This is a genomic window from Larkinella terrae, assembly GCF_009668025.1.
GTDB lineage: Bacteria > Bacteroidota > Bacteroidia > Cytophagales > Spirosomataceae > Larkinella > Larkinella terrae.
Map to the genome: position 1 here is coordinate 187,236 of NZ_WJXZ01000009.1, position 22,290 is coordinate 209,525.

Sequence of the window (22,290 nt, forward strand, 5' to 3'; positions counted from 1 at the left end):
AATTACTTCACCACTTTCCGAATGAAAAACTGATTGCCTAACCGGATCGATACCAGGTAAATTCCGGTTGGAATCTGTTGAAAATTTATGACCTGGACTTGTTTCTTTTCCGTTTTATTCCGGCTTTCCGAAAACAGAAGTTTACCGCTGATATCTGATAATTCCGTATCGATAATCCCCATTTCGTCCGTTTCCAGGCTGACGTTCAATTGATTGACTACCGGATTTGGAAATACATGAACTACCGGATTTTGATCACCCAGAATAACCGCAACCAGTTTCGAGTAAACATACTGTCCATCCGTATCGACTTGTTTCAGGCGGTAATAAAACGTCCCTTCCGTAATGGCATCGTCAATGTATCGATATGATTTACTGCCGTTTTGGGTGCCAATCGGGTCGATTACCGGGCCGCTGATCGCTGTAAAATCCATCGCGTTGGTCGACCGTTCGACGATAAAATAACCGTGATTAAGTTCATTTGAAGTTTGCCATTCCAACCGAACCCCGGTTTGCTGAGCCAGCGCCCGGAAATAAGCATAGGTAACGGGCAGGGCGGACGTGCAACCCGAGCAGTTATTGGTGACGGTGGCGGAACCCAGATTGCCCGGTGTGAAAGAACCGGGCAAACAAACCAGCACATTCGAAGAACCGGTCAGGACATTGTTGAGATTGGTTTGCCCCTGCGGATTAGAAATCGAAATACAGCCTTTCGTACTTTGGGCGGTGGTTCCGTTTTTATTGTTATTCTGGAAATATTGCGTATGGATTTGCCCCATATTTGCCATGCAAACATTGCCATTCCCGTTGATTCTGAACAGGTTGGTGACGTTGACCGTGCCGTTGTCGACTACCAGGTCACCGTTGATATTCATATCTGTCATGTTCAGAATGCCGCCGTTTTCGACAATGACCCGCGCACCATTGAAGTTGGAATTTACGGGATTGGTCAGCGTCCCGTGCACACGGAGGTCGCCGGAGTTGGCATTGAAATTAGACAAAGTCCCTGAATTATAAATCAAGGTTCCGCCAACCAGGTTTGAATTAACGAGCGAGCCGGGCGCGGTGACGCAAACGACGGCTCCGGCCTGGATGTTGAGGTTGCTGACCGTTGTGGTAATGCAGTACTTTCCGGAAGACAGATTTTGATTGCTGGCGGTTAATGCGGTACAGCCCGAACACGATGGGGAGGCCGGGGCACACTGACCAAAACTGGTTTGTGCGCCCAATGACAGGGCGAAACCAATCAGGTAAACAATTTTTTTCATGGCAGACAGATTATGCGAATTTACATCGAAAGTAAATACATTGTATATACATACAAAATTTTTATCCTTTATCTGTAAAACATACGCTGGGATTCATAATTGTATCTTCCATTAAATACGGCCAGAAAGGTTGTTCGATCAATCGGATGACTCTACTTTTGTATCGAAAAAAACGGTTGATTCAACTATTTTATCCGATAATTAACTTACTCATGGCTTCTTTCGATATCGTCAGCAAAGTAGATTTGCAAACGCTGGACAATGCAATCAACGTCGCAATCAAGGAGATAGCCAATCGCTATGACCTGCGGAACAGCAAGACTTCGGTTGATCTCAATAAAAAAGACCTCAATGTCAAGATCGATACGGACAATGATATGAGCCTGAAATCGGTGGAGGATATTCTGCTGGCGCGAATGGTGAAGCAGGGGGTCGATGGGCGCAGTCTGGATTTTACGGCCGAACCCCAGCAGTCGGGAAACCGCCTGCGCCGGGAGCTGAAAATCCGGCAGGGGCTGGACAAAGACCAGCAGCGGAAAATCCTGAAATTGATCAAAGACCAGTTTCCGAAAATAACCGCTCAGGCGATGGACGACCAGGTGCGGGTGACGAGTAAAAAAATTGACGATCTGCAGGCCGTCATCGGTATGTTGCGCCGGGCCGAACTGGACGTTTCTTTGCAGTTTGTGAACATGAAAAGCTAAACTTTTTTTCGGAACACATCGTTGGTCAGGTATGGAAAAACTGGAAAAAATCCGCAAAGCCTACACCGATTACGTGCTTGAAAACGGAACCCCACCACCGAGTGTTTTTCAATTTGCGAAAAAACTAAAAATCTCAGAGGCTGATTTCTACCAGGAGTACACCTCCTTTGAGTCAATTGAAGCCGATATCTGGCTGACTTTTTTTAAGCAGGCCCTTCAAAACATTGAAACGGACCCGATTTACCAGACGTATTCGGTCCGGGAAAAACTGCTGGCCTTTTATTATACCTGGATTGAAGTCCTGAAATCCCAGCGCAGTTTTGCGGTTTTTAGTTATAACCGCATCCGGCAGAGCCAGGTGCAGGCGTCGCCGATGGCCAAGGCCCGAATGGGAACCCAATCGTCGCGAATTCTTCAACCATTCAAGGAGTCGTACTATGACTTCGTTCGCGATTTGCTGGCCGAGGGGCGTGAAAGCAAGGAGGTTGAACCCCGGCCGCTTCTATCCGATCGATACGCCGACGGTTTGTGGACGCAGACCCTGTTTATTCTCCACTTCTGGATCAACGACGTCAGCAAGAATTTTGAGAAAACCGATACCGCCATCGAAAAATCGGTCAATACGGCTTTCGATCTGATTGGTCGTTCCCCGCTGGATTCGCTGTTTGATCTGGCTAAATTCATTTTTCAAAATAAATAATGAATAATTAACAGTGAAAAATGAACAAGACGTATTCGAGCGGTTCATTTTTCTTTGTTAATTGGTCATTTTTCATAAAATGAAAACGCAAAACCATATTCCGACCACCAAAGTTGCCCGGGCCAGCCAGTTTGTGAAGGCGGGGGTAAAAGTGGGGGGCAATTACCTGAAGCATTACGGCAAAAAGTTACTCGATCCCGAACGGACGAAGGAGGAATTGCACAAGGACAATGCCACCGATATCTATAACGCCTTGAGTGAGCTGAAAGGCAGCGCGTTGAAGATGGCGCAGATGCTGAGTATGGACCGGAATATTCTGCCACGGGCCTACGTCGATCAGTTCGCGATGTCGCAATATTCGGCACCGCCCTTGTCGGGGCCACTGGTTGTCAAGATGTTCCGGACTTATTTTGGCAAATCTCCGCAGCAGATTTACGACCGGTTTGAGATGGAAGCCGTTAATGCGGCCTCGATTGGGCAGGTGCATCAGGCGTGGAAAAATGGGAAGAAACTGGCGGTTAAAGTCCAATATCCGGGGGTGGCCGACAGCGTCAGTTCCGATTTGCGGATTGCCAAACCGCTCGCCATTCGGCTGCTGAACCTGAACGAAAAGGATATCAATCGCTACATGGGCGAGGTGGAATCCAAGTTGCTGGAGGAAACGGATTACGAACTGGAACTGAACCGGTCCATATATATATCGAAGCAGTGTGCCTCAATTCCGAACCTGGTTTTTCCGAATTACTACCCGGAATTGTCGAGCAAGCGGATTTTGACGATGGATTGGCTGGACGGTTTTCACCTGAAAGATTTTTTGAAAATGAATCCGTCGCAGGAGATCCGAAACCGCATTGGTCAGGCATTGTGGGATTTCTATAACTTTCAGATTCACGACCTTAAACAGGTTCATGCCGACCCGCATCCCGGCAATTTTCTGATGCGCACCGACGGAACGATGGGCGTCATTGATTTTGGCTGTGTGAAGGTTATCCCTGATTTCTTTTACGACAATTATTTCCGGCTCATCAACTTTGACACGCTGGACGACGATCAGACGACGCTCGGGATTTTCCGGAACCTGGAATTTATCGTCCCCGAAGATTCTCCGAAAGAACAGGCGTTTTTCGTCGATCTCTTCAAGAAGATGATTGTTTTGCTCGGAAAACCGTTCGAAACGCAAACTTTCGACTTCGGCGACAATAGTTATTTCGATACGGTTTACGCGTTTGCCGAAGAACTCGCTAATGTCGAGGAACTGAAAAATTCGAAAGTCGCCCGGGGTTCGCAACACGGTTTATATATCAACCGGACTTATTTCGGACTTTATTCGATGCTGAATGAGCTGAAAGCCAGGGTAATTACGCACAAACCGGATTGGCTGGTTTCGAATAAGCTACGGCTGGAAATGCAAAAGACAGCTTGAGTAACAGTTAAATAGTTTTAAGTTTATGGTTTATAGTTTAAGGTTAGGATGATTTTTTAAGTTTTTAACCATAAACGACAAACTAGAAACCAGTAACTAAGTTCGATGACCAAGCCCCGGTTTGACGATATTTTCATGGATCTGGCCGTCAATCTGTCCAAACGATCCCATTGCATTAAGGCACAGGTCGGTGCGGTTTTGACCAAAGAAACCCGTATTATCTCCATCGGTTACAATGGGCCACCCTCCGGTACGCACAACTGCGACGAGGAATTTCCAGAAGTGGGCTGCCCGCGCGATTCCAAAGGAAGTTGTTCCCTGGCGCTGCACGCGGAGCAGAACGCGATTCTGTATGCCGCTAAAAACGGCGCGGTTATCGAGGGCGCGACGATTTACGTAACTCTTTCACCCTGCATCGCCTGTGCGCGGATTATCTTTAGTATGAAAATTGCAAAGGTGGTTTTTTTGCATTCCTACGCGCAGTACAAAGGCATCCCGACGGACGAAGGTGTCGAGTTTTTGCGTAAATTCGGGATAGAAACCGTCCAATACCAGCCTACGCCGGGGTTTGAAACTGTAATTTCGCAGGGCGACCCGCATTTGTAGGTGGTCTGATCGATGAATATATTAGCACACGCGTATCTTTCCGGAACAGACGAGGGCCTGATCATTGGCAATTTTATCGCTGATTTTATCAAGGGAAATCCTGCCCATCCCCGGCACGGATTATCCGCTGAGGTTCAGTTCGGAATCAGCCTGCACCGCCAGATCGATCAGTTTACGGATCATCACCCCTTGATTGAAGAGATGCGGATTGTGGTGCGTCCGCGTTGTCATAAATACGCTGGTCCGGCCATTGATGTTTTTCTGGATCATTTTCTGGCGACCCGGTTTTACGAAATTGCCCATCAACCTCTGTCGGAATTTGTCGGCGGTTTTTACGAATTTCTGAGAAATCACCGCGATCAACTGCCCGACCCGGCCTGGCGGATGGCTGGTTACATGATGCAGAACGATTGGCTGATGAATTACCGGTTTCTCGAAGGGATTGACCGCAGTCTGAAAGGGTTGTCGCGACGGACGGCTTTTCCGTCGAATCTGGACACTGCCGTTAACGATTTGAAAGAGAATTACACTACTTTTGGCGGTTATTTCGACCGCTTTTTTCCTGATTTGCAGCAACATGTCCGGGATTTTCTGACCGAAAACTGCCCGGATGTAACTCATTCAATTTAAGTATCTAGCGACGTATATACATATCCGTTATGACTCCCGCCGTTGACCAGATTTTGAAAGATGTCCGAAAGAAAAATTTTGCGCCCCTGTATTTGTTGCACGGCGACGAAACGTTTTTTACCGAACTGATTGCCGACGAAATTGAAAAAATAGCCGTTCCTGAACACGAAAGAGGGTTTAATCAATTTACGGTTTTTGGAAAAGACACCCAGGTAGGAGCGGTCATCAACATGGCCCGGCGGTATCCGTTCATGGCCGACCGCCAGTTGGTTCTGGTGAAGGAAGCGCAGCAACTGGGCGGTTTAAACGAAAAAGCCAGTCAGTCGCTGCTGGAAGAGTACGCTAAAGCCCCATTGTCGTCCACGATTCTGGTGCTTTGCCACACGGGGCCGTTCGACGAACGGAAAGCGCTGGCGAAAGCCATTGGTCAAAAAGGCGTGTTGCTCAACTCCAAAAAACTCTACGACAACAAAGTGCCGGACTGGATCGGCGACTATTGTCGGCAGCAGAACGTTAAAATCAGCCTGAAAGCGATTCAGATGCTGTTCGATTACATTGGCAATGACCTGAAACGGCTGGCCAGCGAAATCGATAAAATCATGATCAACCTGAAAGTGGGTGAAGAAGTCAGCGCCGACACGGTGGAGCGGCTGGTGGGAATCAGCAAGGAGTACAACGTGTTTGAATTGCAGAAAGCGCTTACGATCCGGGATGTTTTGAAAGCCAACCGCATTGCCGATTATTTCAGCCGGAACCCGAAAGATAATCCGTTGCCCCCCATGCTCATCATTCTGTATCAATTCTTTACGAAAGTGCTGATGGTTCAGGCCTCGCGCGATCAGTCCGAGAAAACGCTGGCGACCCTGTTGGGCGTTCACACGTTTTTCGTCAAGGATTACCTGCAAACCGCCCGGGCGTATCCGTTGTGGAAAGTAGCCGGAATTATCCGCTCCATCCGGTATGCCGACGCACTTTCGAAAGGAATTGATTCCCCTTCTCTGAGCGAGGGCGCTATTCTAAAGCAATTGGTCTTCGATATTTTGCACTAAACCCTGTCAGCGGTGAATTCTATCTTTGGTTTGAGCCGCTGTCAGGGTTTCCAACCGCTGACAGGGTTAAACACAAAAACCGCCTGGAGTGAGGGCGGTTTTTCATTTGTAGCGGGGACGAGAGTTGAACTCGTGACCTCAGGGTTATGAATCCTGTGCTCTAACCAACTGAGCTACCCCGCCAGATTTCGTGCCACAAAAGTAGGAAAAAAAACTTGTACTCCAATACACCTTTATGATTACCGTGTTAAAATTCTGCTAACTTTGCCACATTACCTATTTAAATTCACTGATATGGAAAACTATAAATTTATTGCGGAATACGAGCTTCGAGCTTCTCCAAAGGTTCTGTTCCCCTATATCAGCACCGCTTCCGGACTATCCCAATGGTTTGCCCAAAAAGTGAATATGCGCCCGGACCACCAGTTTGATTTTTACTGGGACAATGAAAGCCACCTCGCCCGTCAGGTTTCCATTCGTCAGAATAAAAGCGTCCGGTTCGAATTCCTGAACGGCAACGGCGCTGATTCCGAAGAACATAACTACATCGATTTCCGCGTTGATGTCAGTGAATTGACCCAGTCTACTTTTTTGCGCATCACCGACTACTCATCGAACACCGACCCCGACGAACTTAAATCCCTCTGGAACAGTTTAATCGATAAATTAAAAGAAATTGTGGGGAGTTAGTGGGCATGAAAAAAATTGACAAGCTCGTACTGAAGTCGTTCTGGGGGCCGTTCGTATTGACGCTTTGTGTCGTAGTTTTTATTTTTTTGATGCGTTTGATGATGTTTTACATCGATCAGTTTGTGTCAAAAGACATTGAGCTGCGGGTTTTTGCCAAGATTATCTTCTATTTCAGTCTCATCACCATTCCGATTGCGTTGCCGCTGGCGGTTTTGCTTTCCTCGCTGATGACCTTTGGGAATCTCGGCGAATTTTTTGAGCTGACCGCCTTGAAAAGTGCCGGTATTTCGCTGACCCGCGCCATGCGCCCGCTGCTGATTGTTGCCACCGGAATAGCCATTTTTTCCTTCTGGTTCAATAACAAAGTGGCACCCTGGGCCAATCTGAAAGGCTATAGTTTGTTGTGGGACATTAAATCCTCGAAAGCTACGCTGAGCATTAAAGAAGGGATTTTTTATAACGATTTGCCGGGTTACAGCATCAAAGCCGATAAGAAAGACGGGGAAACACTGCGCGGCATGGTAATTTACAAGCACCAGGAAAACGGGATGGAAACGGGAAACCGGGAAATCATTCTCGCGGATTCGGGCCGGATGTTTACCACACCCGATAAGCAGTACCTAGTTTTTGAGTTGTATAACGGGAATGACTATACCGAATACACCGACAATACGTCCAGTGTGACGTATGCCAGCAACGGTTCGCCAAACTCCCTGGCCAAATTTCTGCGGAACGGTTTTCAGCATTACAAACTACGCATTAGCCTGGATTCGTACGGTTTAAAACGAACCGACGAACAGCAGTTTGAGTACCACGAGTACATGAAAAACCTGAAAGAGTTGTCGACCCTGACGGATTCGCTCAAAAAGGAATTGAAGAACAGCCTGATCGGTACGGCGGCAACGTCCCGCCAGTATTACAGTTACCAGTTCAAACAGCCCGCGCCGGTCATCATTACGAATCCGTCGACGCCCGTGCCGCCGGTGGTTCGCGAAGGCAAATGGATCGACTCGCTGCTGGCGCGGCCGGTTGAACCGCGTATCAAAGGCGAAACCAACGAAATGGCACTTTCTCAGGCTAAAAACATGCTTTCCTACGCCGAATCGAATCAGACGTACCTGAAGGAAAAAGCCAAAACTGTGAACCGCTACGAACTGGAAAGTCACCATAAATTTACCCAGGCGGTTTCCTGCTTCATTATGTTCCTGATCGGCGCACCCCTGGGGGCCATCATCAAGAAAGGCGGTTTTGGCGTACCGGTTCTGGTGTCCATTCTGTTTTTTATCCTATTATACGTGCTGACGCTGACGGGTGATAAATACGCCAAGGATGACCTGATCTGGGTGCCGGCCGGGGCCTGGATGGCCAATGTTACCTTATTGCCGTTGGGCCTTTATTTGATGAAACAGGCCCGAAACGACTCGCGTCTCTTCGACAAAGACGTCTATGTAATCTGGTGGGAACGGTTAAAAAAACGATATGCCAACTGGCGGGCCGGTCGCGCAGAAGCCAAAATGGCCTGAAAAAATCTGACCCGGTTTTTCACCATTTACGGAAAAAAATGGTACTTTTGCGTTTCATTTTATTCATTCATTCTTTTTAGCTGTCTGACGATGTATTTAAATACCGAAAAAAAGCAAGAAATCTTTGCTGCTCAGGGGTTCAACAGAACTGCGGAAGACTCTGGGTCGGCTGAATCTCAGATTGCACTGTTCACATTCCGGATTAACCACCTGACAGAGCATCTGAAAAAGCATAAACACGATTATGGCACCCGCCTGGGCCTGCTGAAACTGGTAGGAAAGCGCCGTCGGTTGCTGGACTATTTAACGAAAAAGGACATTAATCGCTACCGGGCCATTATTGCAGAATTAGGCCTTCGGAAGTAACTCCTTCAATACAATCAGGGAACCCGCAAAACAGGTTCCCTGATTTCATGTTTGCCTGTTGGGTAAATCTATTTTTAAATTTTTTTATAGTCGGATGGTCCGACGAAGCGGTCTGCGAGTAAGTTTTTATAGTTGCGGTCTTTTAGATGCAACAATCGGTTAAAAAGCGGCTGTCGGGTGTATTATCAAAAAAAGCATGTCACAAATCATCACACAATCCATTAATCTTCCAGACGGGCGTACCATCACGATCGAAACCGGCAAGCTGGCTCGCCAGGCTGACGGTGCGGTAGTTGTTCGGCTGGGCGACACCATGCTGCTGGCAACGGTGGTATCGAACAAGGAAGGAAAAGAAGGCGCCGATTTTCTGCCGCTTTCCGTTGACTATCAGGAAAAATTCGCATCGGCGGGTCGTATTCCGGGCAGCTTTCAGCGCCGGGAAGGCCGTTTGGGCGATCACGAAATATTAATCAGCCGTCTGGTAGACCGTGCCCTGCGCCCGATCTTCCCCGAAGACTACCATGCTGATACTCAGGTTATGATTACCCTGATTTCGGCAGATCCGGAAGTGCTGCCCGACGCCCTGGCGGCCCTGGCGGCTTCGGCAGCCCTGGCGGTTTCGGACATTCCGTTCAACGGCCCGATTTCCGAAGTACGGGTTGCCAAAATCGACGGTGAATACCAGATTAACCCCAAAACCTCCGATCTGGAACGGGCTACGCTCGACCTGATTGTTGCCGCTACGGCGAAAGACATTTGTATGGTGGAAGGCCATATGAACGAATGCTCGGAGGAAGAAGTGGTGGAAGCTTTAAAAGCTGCCCATGAAGTGATCAAACTGCAGTGTGCCGTCCAAAAAGAACTGGAAGCTGCGGTGGGCAAACAGGAAAAACGCGTTTATAGCCACGAGACCCACGACGAAGAACTGCGTCAACTGGTGAAACAGCAGTGTTACGATAAAGTTTATGCTGTTGCTTTGCAGGCCAACAAAAATAAAAAAGTACGCAGCGAATCATTCAAAGCGGTTTTTGAAGAATTCAGGAACACGCTTTTCCCTGATGGTGAAGTCGATTCGTTGAAACTGTCACTGGCCAAAACCTATTTTCACGATGTGCAGTGGGAAGCGTCGCGCCGGTTGGTGCTCGATGAGCGCTACCGCCTGGACGGCCGGAAGCTGGACGAAATCCGCCAGATTACGACGGAAGTGGATTACCTGCCATCGGCCCACGGTTCGGCGGTTTTCACCCGCGGTGAAACGCAGTCATTGACGACCGTCACGCTCGGCACGAAAATGGACGAGCAGATTGTCGACCAGGCGATGTTCCAGGGATTCTCCAAGTTCCTGTTACACTATAATTTCCCCGGTTTTTCAACGGGTGAAGTAAAACCAAACCGCGGAGCGGGTCGCCGGGAAATTGGTCACGGAAATCTGGCCCACCGCGCGCTGAAAAAAGTACTGCCGCCGGAAGCCGACAATCCGTATACCATCCGGATCGTTTCCGACATCCTGGAATCCAACGGATCATCGTCGATGGCGACGGTTTGCGCCGGAACGCTGGCGCTGATGGATGCCGGAGTGAAAATCAAAGCACCGGTAGCCGGTATCGCGATGGGATTGATTACGGATAGCGCCGGTAAATACGCCGTTCTGTCCGATATCCTGGGCGATGAAGACCACCTGGGTGACATGGACTTTAAAGTGACGGGTACCGAAGCCGGTATTACGGCCTGTCAGATGGATATCAAGGTTGATGGTCTGTCGTACGACGTCCTGACGGAAGCGTTGCACCAGGCCAAAGCCGGTCGTCTGCACATCCTGGGCGAAATGAACAAGTCGCTGGCGGCTCCCCGTCCGGATTTGAAACCGCATGCCCCCCGCGCGATCACGATCAAAATTGACCGTGAATTTATCGGTGCCGTTATCGGACCCGGTGGTAAAGTGGTTCAGGAAATTCAGAAAGAATCCGGCACGACGATTGTTATTGAAGAAAAGGATAATGCCGGTTTTGTGAATATCTTCTCGACCAACCAGACGGGTATGGACAAGGCGGTTTCACGCATCAAAGGCATCGTGACGGTTCCGGAAGTGGGCGAAATCTACGACGGAAAAGTGAAGACGATTATGCCGTTTGGTGCGTTTGTTGAATTCCTGCCGGGGAAAGACGGATTATTGCATATTTCCGAGATCAAGTGGGATCGGCTGGAAACCATGGATGGGGTCCTGGAAGTGGGTGAAGAGGTTCGCGTGAAGTTGATTGAAGTCGACAAAAAAACCGGAAAATACCGTCTTTCACGGAAGGTATTGCTGCCGCGGCCCGCGAACAAAAATCCAGCCTGATTTGTTACTTTTTAGTGTATAGATTCAGTACACGATTTCGTTACCAATTGGACTTGCTTGGGCGATAAGCCGATGAAATAGTAATAAACCGGACCGCCGGAAGGCAGTATTCCGTACATGAGACAGCTAAAGATTTCAAAACAGATTACCAACCGCGAAAGCCAGTCGCTTGACAAGTATTTGCAGGAGATTGGTAAAGTGGATTTGCTCACGCCCGACGAAGAAGTACAGTTGGCGCAAAAAATTCGGGAAGGCGACCAGTTGTCACTGGAACGTCTGACCAAAGCCAACCTGCGTTTCGTCGTTTCGGTAGCAAAACAGTACCAGAACCAGGGCTTGTCTCTGGGCGACTTGATTAACGAAGGAAACCTGGGTCTGATCAAAGCCGCGCAGCGGTTTGACGAAACCCGGGGGTTCAAATTTATTTCGTATGCCGTTTGGTGGATTCGCCAGTCGATTCTGCAGGCCCTGGCCGAACAGTCGCGGATTGTTCGCCTGCCGCTGAACCGGGTAGGTTCGCTGAACAAGATTTCCAAAACGTTTTCCGACCTGGAGCAGAAATTCGAGCGCGAACCATCGCCCGAAGAATTGGCTGCCGTGCTGGAGATTTCGGCCGCTGAAGTGGTCGATACCCTGAAAATTTCCGGTCGGCACGTTTCGATGGATGCGCCATTCGTACAGGGTGAAGAAAACAGTTTGCTCGACGTGCTGGAAAACGACGGCGAAGACAAACCGGATTCGGGCCTGATCAACGATTCATTGCGGAAAGAAGTACAACGCGCCCTGTCGACGCTGACCCAACGGGAAGCCGATGTCATTACGCTCTACTTCGGTCTGAACGGTGAGCACGCGATGACGCTGGAAGAAATTGGCGAAAAATTCAACCTAACGCGGGAGCGCGTCCGGCAGATTAAGGAAAAAGCCATCCGTCGCTTGCGCCACACCTCGCGTTCGAAAGCGTTGAAAACCTATTTGGGTTAAATCGTTTAGCGTTTATGGTGTAAAGTTTATTGGTGCGTCAAACCATTAACTGTAAACTAAAAACGGTAAACCAGAAATAGAAAGCCGGGAACGCTGTCAATGTGCGTTTCCGGCTTTTCTTTGTTCCGGGGTTTTATAAATAGAAGATTTCGTGGCTATTCATCAGCATGTCCTGAATTTAGTTGAGTTGTGTGCCCGAAAAGGAATTCGGCAAGCGATTATTTCGCCAGGTTCCCGGAGCGCACCGATTACACTGGCCCTCGCCCGTCACCCGAACATGACCACCCGCGCAATTGCCGACGAGCGGTCCGCCGGTTTTATTGCCCTCGGAATGGCTCAGCAACTCCGCCAACCGGTTATTCTGGTTTGCACCTCCGGCAGTGCAGTCTATAATCTGGCTCCGGCGGTTGCCGAAGCATTTTTTCAGGAAATACCACTGTTGATTCTGACGGCCGACCGGCCCAAAGACTGGACGCATCAGCAGGATGGACAAACCATTTACCAAACCGAAATTTTTGGGAAGCACGTCAAGCGCTCGTTTGAGTTGCCCGCTGATTTTGAGCATGCCGACGCCCGCTGGTTTGCCGAACGGGCGACGAACGAAGCCGTCGATCTGGCGAGGACGGAGCCGTTCGGACCGGTTCACATAAACATTCCGCTACGCGAACCACTTTACCCAACCGTCGACGAGCGGTTGGGATACGGCCCGGTGCGGATCATCGAACAACTGAAATCCGCGTCGGCATTACCGGCGGAAACCTGGCACCAGTTGCAGAACGAATGGGAAACCGCCGATCGGAAACTGATTGCCATCGGACAGGGTCCGCACGATCCGGCATTACTAGCGGTTTTGAAAAAAATAAGCGACGAATGGCGCATTCCGATTGTCGGCGATGTGATTTCTAATGTGCCGCGCAATCAGGAGTTTATCACGCAGTCTGATGTTTTTCTGAGTTTGTCGGATGAGAAAATAAAGGAGAAACTAAAACCGGATTTGCTGATTACCTGCGGCCAATCGTTTATCTCGAAGCAATTCAAACTTTTCCTCAGAGCCCATCAGCCGGAATCGCATTGGCAGATTCAGCCGCACAATCGGCTGGCCGATCCGTTCCAGTCACTCACCCGATTAATTCCGTACGAACCAACGGTTTTTTTCGAAAAACTTTTTTCGGACATTGATTACCAGCGGTTTGTGAGCAACGACGAGGACGAAGCTGACACCGGCTTTCAGGAAACCTGGCAGAAACTGGATCGCCAGGCAACGCGGCTGGTGCGGCAGTTTCTGAAAGACGATGCGGTTTTCCACGAGTGGGCGGTAATTCAGCGCATCCTGGATGCTTTGCCAGTTGATAGTCAGCTCCACGTCGCCAACAGCATGCCTGTCCGGTATGTGAATCTCTGTGGCCTGGATGAAAACCAGCAGATCGAAGTTTTCGCCAATCGGGGAACGAGCGGAATCGATGGCTGTCTGAGTACGGCGGTGGGCGCAGCCTTGACCACCGAAAAACCGGTAACGGCTTTAATTGGTGACGTGGCCTTTTTCTATGACCGGAATGCGTTGTGGAATAACCTGATTCCGGCCAACCTGCGAATCATTGTGCTGAACAACCACAGCGGAAATATCTTCCGGATCATCGACGGACCTTCTCGCCAACCGGAACTCGATGCGTATTTTGAAACCGAACAACCTTTATCGGCCGAAAATACCGCAAAAGATGCCGGACTGACCTATCGGAAAGTGACATCTTATCAGGAATTGGAAGCCGCTCTGCCCGGTTTTTTCGTGGGAGAATGGGCCGGGTTGTTGGAAATTGAAACCGACAAGATGACCAACGCTGCGCAGTTTCAGGCTTATAAAGCATTGATTCAGAAGACATTCAACGCGGATTAGCGACAAAACCGGGCGGCTTCCTGCCTGGCGAGTTCGTCTCCGGCGGTTGCACCCCTTTTCCAGCTTTGACAGGCCAGTGCGGGATCGCCCGCTTGCTGGTAGGCTTTTCCCAAATAACCGTACACATTTTCAACGGACGGATCGAGTTGCTCGGCGGTTTTCAACGATGTAATGGCCTGAGCGGACTGATTTTTCGACAGGTAATAAATGCCCAGATTGCGGTGCGCCCAGCCGTTCTGGTCATCCAGCTTGATCGATTGCTGAATCAATTTAAAGGCATCGTCCGGTCGGTTCGACTGTAAGAGCAAATACCCTTTGTTGTTGAGGTAGTACGGTTGCGCCGGTTGCAGCGCCAGGGCCTTGTCCGTCAGTTGCAGCGCTTCGGCGTATTTTCCTTCCCGGCCCAGCAGTAATCCCAAATTGTTGAAGGCAAAATGCTGTTTGGGATTGAGTTGGGTCGCTCGCAGGAAGTCGGCTTTGGCCAGATCGTACTGTTTCTGATTGAAATACAAAACGCCCCGGTTAGTCAGGGCTTCGGCATTTTTCGGATCAATAGCCAGCGCTTTCTCATAATTGGCCTGAGCCGCCGACATCCGGTTTTGCTTTATCTCGATATTGCCCAGCCGGACGTAATAATAGGAGGAATCTTTGTAAACCGGTTTTATTTTTGCCAGATCGTCGGAGCTGCCCTGGAGATCATTCAAATCCGCCCGAACTTCGGCGCGGTTGAAGTAAGCCTGCCAGAATTCGGCGTCTTTTTCAATGGCCTGGTTGTAATCCGCCAAAGCGGCCTTCGGGTTTCCTATTCGTAAATTGGCTAATCCGCGATTGTTGTACGCATCAGCCAGATCCGGATTTTTTTCAATAGCTTCGTTGTAAAACCGGATGGCCTGCCGGTATTCGCCCGCTTGGAAAGCCACGTTGGCCCGTTGAAAAAAAAGCGCAGCTTCGTCTTTGTCCGAGTTCGAACAGGAGAGAAAGAATGAACAATGAACAAGGAATAATGAATAACGAAAGATTATATGGCGGGTGGTTGAAGGCATGATTGATGAATTTGGCAATTTATATGTAACCTAACACTGTTAAATGGTAACAAAATGCGGTTTTTAAAAGAAATTTCGCATCCGGCTTTCCGGGTTGGTCTGTATTACTGGAATAACAAATACCTGATCAAAATTGAAGCAGGCCAGTATGAGCAGACCTACAAGATCAGTGAAATGGATGTAACCTCCGAAGAGGAAGTCATTCAATTACTGGACGAACCGTTCATGCGGCAGGTCAACGAGCGGTTTGGCCAGATGCACGAAGATTTTACGGACACCATTGAGCGTCACGAATTTTAGCTTAACTATTTTTTACGGAAAGCCATTTTCGATACAACGCCCGTTGTTCGGTCGAAGGATTGTCGACGGGCTCGATACGGTAGGCCGCCAGCGGATTTCCGGTTAGTTTGATGGCAAGCGACAAAATCTGGCCACCCCGATTGACCAGAACCGTAACGGTGTCATCGGGTTTGTAAGTCTCCAGTACTTTATCCAGATTGGTACCGATGCGCAAACTGTCGATTGACAGAACCTCGTCGTTGACGTTCAGCCCGGCGTTCCAGGCTGGCGAGTCGCGCCGAACGGCCGAAACCACTGACCGGCCATCGGCGGATTTGGTCATGGCTCCCAGGTACGCATCTCCCTTGCTGGCGCTGGCGTCCACGAGTTTGAGCCCGACCGGATTCAGAAACGCATCGTAATCGATTTTGGCTGTTCCGAACACGTAATTCTGAAAGAAATCATCCAGCTTACGACCGGCTACGGTTTCCACGGCCTGTTGAAATTCGTCATCGGTAAAACCGCGTTTTAGTTTCTTATAATAGGTAGTATATAGCAGGCGCATCACATCGTCGAGATTTTTTTGCCCGTCTGTGTTCGATACAATCGCCAGATTCAGCAAACCGCCGAGTACGCTGCCTTTGCTGTAATACGAAACCGTGCTGTTGATCGAGTTTTCGGTCGGGCGGTAATATTTGATCCAGGCGTCAAAACTCGATTCGGCCACCGATTGCACCTCGCTGCCCGGTGCATTCTCAATACCGGTTATTTCGCTGGCGAGCGAACGCAGGTAAGATTCCGACGTCAGAAAACCGCTCCGTTTGAGAATCATCGACTGGTAAAAACTCGTGATGCCTTCCGACACCCATAGCAGGTGGGTGTAATTCTCATTTTCGTAATCGAATGGACCGAACGCTTTGGGCCGGATTCGTTTGACGTTCCAGAGGTGAAAATATTCATGGGCGACCAGACTCAGCAGATTTTGATAGAGCTGGGCATTCAGAAACGCGTTTCGCGTGATTTGCAGCGTTGCCGAATTGGCGTGTTCCAAACCGCCCCCGCCCGTAGGTGTTTGATGAATAATAAAAGTGTATTCGTTACAGGGATGCTCGCCAATGATTTTGGCGGCTTCCTCGCAAACCCGCTTCATATCCTCGGACAACCGGTTTTCATTATAAAGCTTTTCGCCGTACATCGCCACGGTATGCGGAACACCCGCAGCCGTGAAGGTAAACGTCTGATGATTTCCGATTTCAATGGGGTTATCCACCAGCACATCGTAATCGGCGGCTTCATACGTGTTGGCTTGATTGGGAACGGCGGCTAACCCGGTAGATATTTTTTTCCAGTCGGTAAACGGTTGAATCACCAGCCGATGCGACTGATTTCGGAACTGATCGACGTACAGAAATACGCTGGCGCCATTCAGATAACCGTGCGACGCATCAATAAAACTGGTCCGTACGCTAAGTTCGTACGCGTATACTTTATAGCGAATCGTGATGGGACCGGCGGAGGCATTGACCCGCCAGGTGTTTTTCCGGATCTTCTCGGATCGAACGGCTTGATTTCCCTGAAAGGCCCGGAAACCTTCCACATGGCGGGCATACTCCCGGATTAGGTACGAACCGGGTGTCCAAACCGGCATTTTGACGTCGATATACCCGTTCGATAAGTCGTTGGAAACCGATTTAGCACCGCTGATTCGCATTTCCACCTCAAAATAATGGGTCTGTGGCTGGGGCATCGACAGGAAATAGGTAATTGCGGGAGCGGGTGCAGCCGCTGGTGTTTCCGCGAATTTAGAGGTTGAAAAACCGCTCGTAGCAATTACCGTTAGAGAAAGGAAAAAGAAAAGCCAATGATTTTTTTTCATACGGAAATGCGTGTACTTTCGTTTTCACAAGGTAGAAACCCGTTTTTACGACTTACAAAAGTAATAACGTAACTACGATAAATAAAATCTGTTTTAACCCCAACGTATGCGTCCGACCCAGTTTGGAAAAGCATTCCAATTATCGGTTTTATTAACCTGCTCGGTATTGTCGCTTCCGGCGACGGCCCAACGAACCCTGAGTTACACCGAACCCGATGTTCTGTTCCGGAACGGGTTGGAGTGGTTCGAAAAAAATAATTACGCGGCCGCCCGCCAGGAATTCCAGCAGTATCTGGAACGAAAAAAACCGATCACGAACATCAGCGATCAGAACGCGGTTTCGGCTGAATACTATATTGCGCTCACGGGTCTTTACCTGGACATTCCGGAAGCGGAGGTGCAGGTCGACCGGTTTGTGAAAAACCACCGCGAACACCCCAAAGCCGGGCTTTTGTATGGCGATCTGGGGAAATATTACTTCGATAAAGGCGATTACGACCGGGCGATTACGTTTCTGGAGAAAGCCATCAAAAATAATCAGAATGCGTACGGGCAGGCCGAAAGTAAATACCTGCTGGCGATGGCCTACTATTCGAAACAGGATTTGCGTCAGGCCTTGCCACTGCTGAACCAGATCAAGCAGGATCCCGGACTGGAACAGGCGGCATCGGCATCGTATTATGCCGGAGTGATCAATTTCCGTCAGGGTAATTATAAGGAAGCGATTGCGGATTTCAAACGCATCGAGCAGAATCCGACCTATCAGAATGAAGTGCCGAACTGGATTGTGCAGTCGATGTACAAAGGCGGTCGATACGACGAATTGCTGGCCTACGCCCAACCGCTGTTGCAGCGAAACCGGGGGAATGCTGCTCAACTGGCCGAAGTCGCCCTGTTTGCCGCTGAGGTGTACTACAAAAAAGGGGATTACGCGAAAGCCATACCTTATTATAAACAATACAGTAACATCAAAGGCCGGAGTGTTCCGCCCGCGATTCAGTTCCGGTATGGCGATGCGCTCTTCAAAACCGGTGATTACGCCGGTGCGATAGCGGCCCTGAAAAACGTTTCGGCCGGAAAAGACACAATCGCGCAATATTCGGCGTATCGGCTCGGGATCAGTTACCTCCAAACCTCGAATCCGAGTTTTGCCCTGAATGCCTTCGATCAGTCGGCGCGTCTGAATTTCAATAAACCAATTCAGGAAGAATCGGCCTTCAATCACGCCAAACTGCAGCTCGACCTGAACAACGGGGGCGAAGCCGTGCGGGAGTTCACGGAGTTTCAGAAAAAATACCCGAACAGCAAGTTTGAGAACGAATCGAACGAGCTGTTGAGTGAAGCATATTTTTCGTCCAACAACACGACTGCCGCTATTGCCTACATCGAAGGACTGAAACGGCGTACGCCCCGGATCAATGCTTCGTACCAACGCATTACCTATAATCAGGCAGTGAATGATTTCAACGCCGAACGCTATGAACAGGCGATCGATAACCTGGACAAGTCGCTGAAATATCCGGTCGATACCGACTTACGGAACAGTGCGCTGTTCTGGAAAGCCGAGTCCTATTCAGCCCTGCGGAAATATGACGACGCGATTCCATTCTATCAGCAGGTCATGCGCTCCGGGAATGTTTCGCCCGATCTACAGGGGAAAAGTTTGTATGCCCTCGGTTATGCTTCCTACAACAAGAAAAATTATCCGCAGGCCATCACCTACTTCCGCGACTTCATTTCCAAATCGGGCAGCGCGGATAAGCAGGCCCTAGAGGATGCGACAGTCCGGGTAGCGGATAGTTACTTCGCAAACAAGAATTACAACGAAGCGATGCGGTATTACGACAATGCGATTGCTCAGGGCCGTATTGACCGGGATTATGCTTCGTTCCAGAAAGGGGTAATTCTGGCTTTCATGGAACGGGATGTGGAGGCCAAAGCGCAGTTTGATAAAGTCCTGACGCAATTCCCGAACTCGCGCTACGCCGATGATGCCTTGTTTCAATCCGCGAATGTGGATTTTGAAAAAGGTGCTTATCAGGCTTCGATTCGTGGCTTTACCCGTTTGATCAATGATAAGCCCAAAAGTTACCTGATTCCGGCGGCATTGCTGAAGCGGGCAACGGCTAATACCAACCTCCAGGTTTACGAACCGGCCATTCAGGATTACAAGCGGATTCTGGATCAGTACGGCGGTAGTCCGTCTGCGTCGGGGGCTTTGCTCGGCTTGCAGAATGCGTTGAGCGACGCCGGACGGTCGGAAGAATTTAGTAGCACGTTGTCAAGTTATAAGAAGAATAATCCCGGAAGTACGGATGTACAAAAGGTTGAGTATGAAAATGCTAAAGGCTTATATTTCAATGAGAAGTACGCTCAGGCCGTAACGACGTTACAGGAATTTATTAACGATAATCCCGGCAGTCCGCTGGTGTACGAAGCCCGGTATTACCTGGCCGATTCGTATTTCCGGTCGAATGATTTGCCCAATGCGCTGCGGTATTATTACATGGTGATCAGCGACAACAAGTCGGATTTCGTGACGCGGGCAGCGGCCCGGGCGGCTGATGTGGAACGCCAGCAGAAGAATTATCCGCGCGCGATTCGGAATTACCGCACGGTCCTGGCGCAATCGAAAAGCAAGAATGAACAATCGCAGGCGGTTTTGGGTCTGATGGATACGTATTACGCCACCGGGAATTACGACTCGACGCAGGTTGCGGCCCGCGAAGCCTTGTCGATGGGCAATGTGGTGCCGGGCGCGCAAAACCGGGCGCAGCTGATGCTTGGCAAAGTAGCTTACGCCAAAGGCGATTTTAAACAGGCAACGACCGATTTTGAAAAAACCATTGCGCTGGCGAAAGACGAGCAGGGAGCGGAAGCTAATTACTGGATTGCCGACATTCTGTTCCGGAATAAAAAATACAAGGAATCGATCGACGCCCTGTTGCGGTTTAACTCCGATTTTGCGCAGTACGATTACTGGAAAGGGAAGGGTTTTATTCTGGTTGCCGACAATAACGTAGCCCAGAACGAAATTGCCCAGGCCAAAGCCGTATTGAATTCGATCATCGAAAATGCTGAAAATCAAGAGATTGTTGCCGAAGCGAAGCAGAAACTAGCCTCGATCGAAAGCAAAAACTGAGAATAGAAAGCGCATCGAATCCAGAAACTTAAATTATTCATCCGAAACCACGTCGGTCAACTCGAATATCTGCATGTTCTTACCAAAATCATCCATCGACCACCTTGCGCTGATTGCGATTGTATCGGGCAGCCTTTTGCTCCAAGCGGTTGATGTAAGGGCTCAGCAACCCCAGCGTCCCACCACGCCCCCGGTTCGGGAAGGTGAGGTGGACAATCAGGAAGTGACGATTGAAAAAAACAGAAAGATCGAAATGCCGGCGGCCAACCGGCTGTTCAATAAAATACCGTCGATAAAACCGTCGAACGAGCAACGTAAACTGACCTACGAATTCAACGACCGCTCGTTGTCGGTGGGCGATCCGAAACTGAATCCGTCGGCTTTGCCGATTCCGGCCGCGCAGGCGGAGCAGCAGGAACTGTTCAACAATTACGTCAAGGTCGGAGCGGGCAATTACGGCTCTTTTTTCGGGGAAGCGTTCGGCAGCGGGCAGGTGATGGACAACGTTTCGGTCGATGGCTCGTACAAGCATTTATCGTCGTCGGTGGGGCCGGTTGACGGCAAGAATTCGGCAACGAGCGAAAACCGCCTGAAGCTGAATGGGAATTACCAGACGGACGCATTCAAACTGTCGGCCAACCTGGGCTATGATCGGGAAGCCTTTTATTTCTATGGCTACCGCCGTCCGCAGGAAATCGACCGGGCGACGATCCGGCAGAAGCTGACCACGACGCAATTCCGCGTTGGTATTGAAAACGTCGATCCGGATAAGAACATCGACTACTCGCTGAAAACCGGCATATTCAATCTGACGGATAATTACGAAGCTACCGAATTCGAGTGGGGAACCAACCTGAAAGGCTCGGTTGGGATCACGGATAATTTCAACGCACTCTTTGCGGCCGATGCGTATGTGACGCAGCGGACGGACGGGCCCGTCGACAACCGGAATTTGTTCCGGGTGAAGCCGACCTTCAAATATTCTAATTCATTCCTGACCGCTACTTTTGGGGTTAACGCTGTTAACGAATCGGATAAACGCCAGAGTATCAACCGGACGCGTGCTTTTCCGGTTTTAGACATTGATGTGGTTCCGGCTGGGAATATTCACTTTTTTGCAGGCGTCGATGGGGATATCAACCGCAACACGCTGCGGAGTTTGCTGAGCGAAAACCGCTGGCTGGCCCCTAAAGTCGTGCTGGCGAATACTGAGAAAACCTGGGATATCTACGGCGGAAGTAAAGGCGAACTGGGCGGAGGAATCTCTTACGAAGGAAAAGTCTCGTACGCGCGCTACCGGAATTTCTACGGCTTCAATAACACCTGGCCAGACACTTCGCAGTTCTTTGTGGTCTACGATGGAAACCGTTCCCACGTCCTGACGGTGTCGGGGCAGGTCGGTTATACCTACAAGGAGATTTTCCGCTCAACGTTGCGGGCGGATTTTTACGACTACACGCTGAGCCGGATGGAAGAAGCCTGGCACCGTCCGACTATATCGGGGAACTGGTCAAATTCTTTTATCGTGAATAAAAAATTATTTATCACGGCGGATTTGTACCATTATCAGGGAATGAAGGGCAAAAATTTCGTTACCAATCAGATTGTCACGCTGAAACCGATCTGGGATGTGAACCTGAAAATTGACTATTTTCTAGGAAAACAGGTTTCAGCGTTTGTTTCGTTAAATAACATTACCGGTAGTAATTATCAGCGCTATTTGTATTATCCGCAACAAGGGCTTAACTTTCTCGGAGGATTGTCATACAGCTTCTGACACC

The 22,290-nt window shown here is 49.5% G+C and carries 18 protein-coding genes and 1 tRNA gene; 15 read left to right on the forward strand and 4 right to left on the reverse strand.

The genetic code is table 11. The features are described from left to right. Nucleotides 1–2: 2 nt before the first annotated feature. A complete protein-coding gene (locus GJJ30_RS15350) occupies nt 3–1,268 on the reverse strand; it encodes a T9SS type A sorting domain-containing protein (RefSeq protein WP_154176050.1) in 1,266 nt (421 codons plus the stop codon). 212 nt (nt 1,269–1,480) lie between these two features. Here GJJ30_RS15350 and GJJ30_RS15355 point away from each other — a divergent pair, with 212 nt between their 5' ends. From GJJ30_RS15355 to holA, 6 genes are all read left to right on the forward strand, one after another. Further along, the gene (locus GJJ30_RS15355; RefSeq protein ID WP_154176051.1) at nt 1,481–1,972 is read left to right on the forward strand and encodes a YajQ family cyclic di-GMP-binding protein; all 492 of its coding nucleotides are present in this window, start codon (nt 1,481–1,483) and stop codon (nt 1,970–1,972) included. Nucleotides 1,973–2,003: 31 nt separating this feature from the next. Beyond that, complete coding sequence (locus GJJ30_RS15360) at nt 2,004–2,672, forward strand: TetR family transcriptional regulator C-terminal domain-containing protein (protein ID WP_154176052.1); 669 nt, start codon at nt 2,004–2,006, stop codon at nt 2,670–2,672. A 79-nt stretch (nt 2,673–2,751) separates the two neighbouring features. Next, nucleotides 2,752–4,095 carry an ABC1 kinase family protein gene (locus tag GJJ30_RS15365; RefSeq protein WP_154176053.1) on the forward strand — a complete coding sequence of 448 codons (1,344 nt, stop codon included), beginning with the start codon at nt 2,752–2,754 and terminating at the stop codon, nt 4,093–4,095. 105 nt (nt 4,096–4,200) lie between these two features. After that, complete coding sequence (locus tag GJJ30_RS15370; protein ID WP_154176054.1) at nt 4,201–4,701, forward strand: deoxycytidylate deaminase; 501 nt, start codon at nt 4,201–4,203, stop codon at nt 4,699–4,701. Between the two features lie 12 nt (nt 4,702–4,713). Then, nucleotides 4,714–5,331, forward strand: coding sequence for an acyl carrier protein phosphodiesterase (locus tag GJJ30_RS15375; RefSeq protein WP_154176055.1), 618 nt, complete (start codon nt 4,714–4,716; stop codon nt 5,329–5,331). 29 nt (nt 5,332–5,360) lie between these two features. Continuing rightward, nucleotides 5,361–6,380 carry a DNA polymerase III subunit delta gene (gene holA / locus GJJ30_RS15380; protein ID WP_154176056.1) on the forward strand — a complete coding sequence of 340 codons (1,020 nt, stop codon included), beginning with the start codon at nt 5,361–5,363 and terminating at the stop codon, nt 6,378–6,380. A 109-nt stretch (nt 6,381–6,489) separates the two neighbouring features. Here the strand turns inward: holA and GJJ30_RS15385 are convergent. Next, nucleotides 6,490–6,563, reverse strand: a tRNA-Met gene (locus tag GJJ30_RS15385). A 111-nt stretch (nt 6,564–6,674) separates the two neighbouring features. Between GJJ30_RS15385 and GJJ30_RS15390 the strand changes: the two genes are divergently transcribed. From GJJ30_RS15390 to menD, 6 genes are all read left to right on the forward strand, one after another. Then, the gene (locus tag GJJ30_RS15390; protein ID WP_154176057.1) at nt 6,675–7,070 is read left to right on the forward strand and encodes an START-like domain-containing protein; all 396 of its coding nucleotides are present in this window, start codon (nt 6,675–6,677) and stop codon (nt 7,068–7,070) included. A 5-nt stretch (nt 7,071–7,075) separates the two neighbouring features. Continuing rightward, nucleotides 7,076–8,593 (forward strand): LptF/LptG family permease, encoded by a 1,518-nt coding sequence (locus GJJ30_RS15395; RefSeq protein WP_154176058.1) that lies wholly within the window; start codon nt 7,076–7,078, stop codon nt 8,591–8,593. A gap of 90 nt (nt 8,594–8,683) precedes the next feature. Further along, nucleotides 8,684–8,959 (forward strand): 30S ribosomal protein S15, encoded by a 276-nt coding sequence (gene rpsO, locus GJJ30_RS15400; RefSeq protein ID WP_124870920.1) that lies wholly within the window; start codon nt 8,684–8,686, stop codon nt 8,957–8,959. Between the two features lie 196 nt (nt 8,960–9,155). Continuing rightward, a complete protein-coding gene (gene pnp / locus GJJ30_RS15405) occupies nt 9,156–11,297 on the forward strand; it encodes a polyribonucleotide nucleotidyltransferase (RefSeq protein ID WP_154176059.1) in 2,142 nt (713 codons plus the stop codon). Nucleotides 11,298–11,414: 117 nt separating this feature from the next. After that, nucleotides 11,415–12,278 carry a sigma-70 family RNA polymerase sigma factor gene (locus GJJ30_RS15410; RefSeq protein ID WP_038118528.1) on the forward strand — a complete coding sequence of 288 codons (864 nt, stop codon included), beginning with the start codon at nt 11,415–11,417 and terminating at the stop codon, nt 12,276–12,278. A 151-nt stretch (nt 12,279–12,429) separates the two neighbouring features. Beyond that, entirely contained in the window at nt 12,430–14,169 is a 1,740-nt protein-coding gene (menD, locus tag GJJ30_RS15415; protein WP_310588314.1) for a 2-succinyl-5-enolpyruvyl-6-hydroxy-3-cyclohexene-1-carboxylic-acid synthase, read from the forward strand. Here the strand turns inward: menD and GJJ30_RS15420 are convergent. Further along, nucleotides 14,166–15,212, reverse strand: a complete 1,047-nt coding sequence (locus GJJ30_RS15420) for a tetratricopeptide repeat protein (RefSeq protein WP_154176060.1) — start codon at nt 15,210–15,212, stop codon at nt 14,166–14,168. The genes menD and GJJ30_RS15420 overlap by 4 nt on opposite strands. Before the next feature lie 54 nt (nt 15,213–15,266). Between GJJ30_RS15420 and GJJ30_RS15425 the strand changes: the two genes are divergently transcribed. Further along, nucleotides 15,267–15,512: a hypothetical protein gene (locus GJJ30_RS15425; RefSeq protein ID WP_154176061.1), complete on the forward strand. Its 246-nt coding sequence runs from the start codon at nt 15,267–15,269 to the stop codon at nt 15,510–15,512. 1 nt (nt 15,513) lies between these two features. Here GJJ30_RS15425 and GJJ30_RS15430 read toward each other — a convergent pair whose 3' ends face one another. After that, nucleotides 15,514–17,367: a M61 family metallopeptidase gene (locus GJJ30_RS15430; protein ID WP_154176062.1), complete on the reverse strand. Its 1,854-nt coding sequence runs from the start codon at nt 17,365–17,367 to the stop codon at nt 15,514–15,516. A 106-nt stretch (nt 17,368–17,473) separates the two neighbouring features. On the opposite strand from GJJ30_RS15430, the gene GJJ30_RS15435 reads away from it, so the two are divergent. Then, on the forward strand, nt 17,474–20,509 hold the full coding sequence (locus tag GJJ30_RS15435; protein WP_154176063.1) for a tetratricopeptide repeat protein: 3,036 nt from the start codon (nt 17,474–17,476) through the stop codon (nt 20,507–20,509). Between the two features lie 73 nt (nt 20,510–20,582). Further along, nucleotides 20,583–22,286: a TonB-dependent receptor gene (locus tag GJJ30_RS15440; protein WP_229313151.1), complete on the forward strand. Its 1,704-nt coding sequence runs from the start codon at nt 20,583–20,585 to the stop codon at nt 22,284–22,286. Nucleotides 22,287–22,290: the final 4 nt, after the last annotated feature.

Bases quoted from the DNA above. Each gene is read 5' to 3' on its own strand.
- GJJ30_RS15350 (WP_154176050.1), bottom strand. From the start codon at position 1,268: ATGAAAAAAATTGTTTACCTGATTGGTTTCGCCCTGTCATTGGGCGCA.
- GJJ30_RS15365 (WP_154176053.1), top strand. From the start codon at position 2,752: ATGAAAACGCAAAACCATATTCCGACCACCAAAGTTGCCCGGGCCAGC.
- GJJ30_RS15410 (WP_038118528.1), top strand. From the start codon at position 11,415: ATGAGACAGCTAAAGATTTCAAAACAGATTACCAACCGCGAAAGCCAG.
- GJJ30_RS15355 (WP_154176051.1), top strand. From the start codon at position 1,481: ATGGCTTCTTTCGATATCGTCAGCAAAGTAGATTTGCAAACGCTGGAC.
- GJJ30_RS15395 (WP_154176058.1), top strand. From the start codon at position 7,076: ATGAAAAAAATTGACAAGCTCGTACTGAAGTCGTTCTGGGGGCCGTTC.
- GJJ30_RS15375 (WP_154176055.1), top strand. From the start codon at position 4,714: ATGAATATATTAGCACACGCGTATCTTTCCGGAACAGACGAGGGCCTG.
- pnp (WP_154176059.1), top strand. From the start codon at position 9,156: ATGTCACAAATCATCACACAATCCATTAATCTTCCAGACGGGCGTACC.
- GJJ30_RS15430 (WP_154176062.1), bottom strand. From the start codon at position 17,367: ATGAAAAAAAATCATTGGCTTTTCTTTTTCCTTTCTCTAACGGTAATT.
- GJJ30_RS15370 (WP_154176054.1), top strand. From the start codon at position 4,201: ATGACCAAGCCCCGGTTTGACGATATTTTCATGGATCTGGCCGTCAAT.
- GJJ30_RS15435 (WP_154176063.1), top strand. From the start codon at position 17,474: ATGCGTCCGACCCAGTTTGGAAAAGCATTCCAATTATCGGTTTTATTA.
- GJJ30_RS15425 (WP_154176061.1), top strand. From the start codon at position 15,267: ATGCGGTTTTTAAAAGAAATTTCGCATCCGGCTTTCCGGGTTGGTCTG.
- GJJ30_RS15360 (WP_154176052.1), top strand. From the start codon at position 2,004: ATGGAAAAACTGGAAAAAATCCGCAAAGCCTACACCGATTACGTGCTT.
- holA (WP_154176056.1), top strand. From the start codon at position 5,361: ATGACTCCCGCCGTTGACCAGATTTTGAAAGATGTCCGAAAGAAAAAT.
- rpsO (WP_124870920.1), top strand. From the start codon at position 8,684: ATGTATTTAAATACCGAAAAAAAGCAAGAAATCTTTGCTGCTCAGGGG.
- GJJ30_RS15440 (WP_229313151.1), top strand. From the start codon at position 20,583: ATGTTCTTACCAAAATCATCCATCGACCACCTTGCGCTGATTGCGATT.
- GJJ30_RS15390 (WP_154176057.1), top strand. From the start codon at position 6,675: ATGGAAAACTATAAATTTATTGCGGAATACGAGCTTCGAGCTTCTCCA.
- GJJ30_RS15420 (WP_154176060.1), bottom strand. From the start codon at position 15,212: ATGCCTTCAACCACCCGCCATATAATCTTTCGTTATTCATTATTCCTT.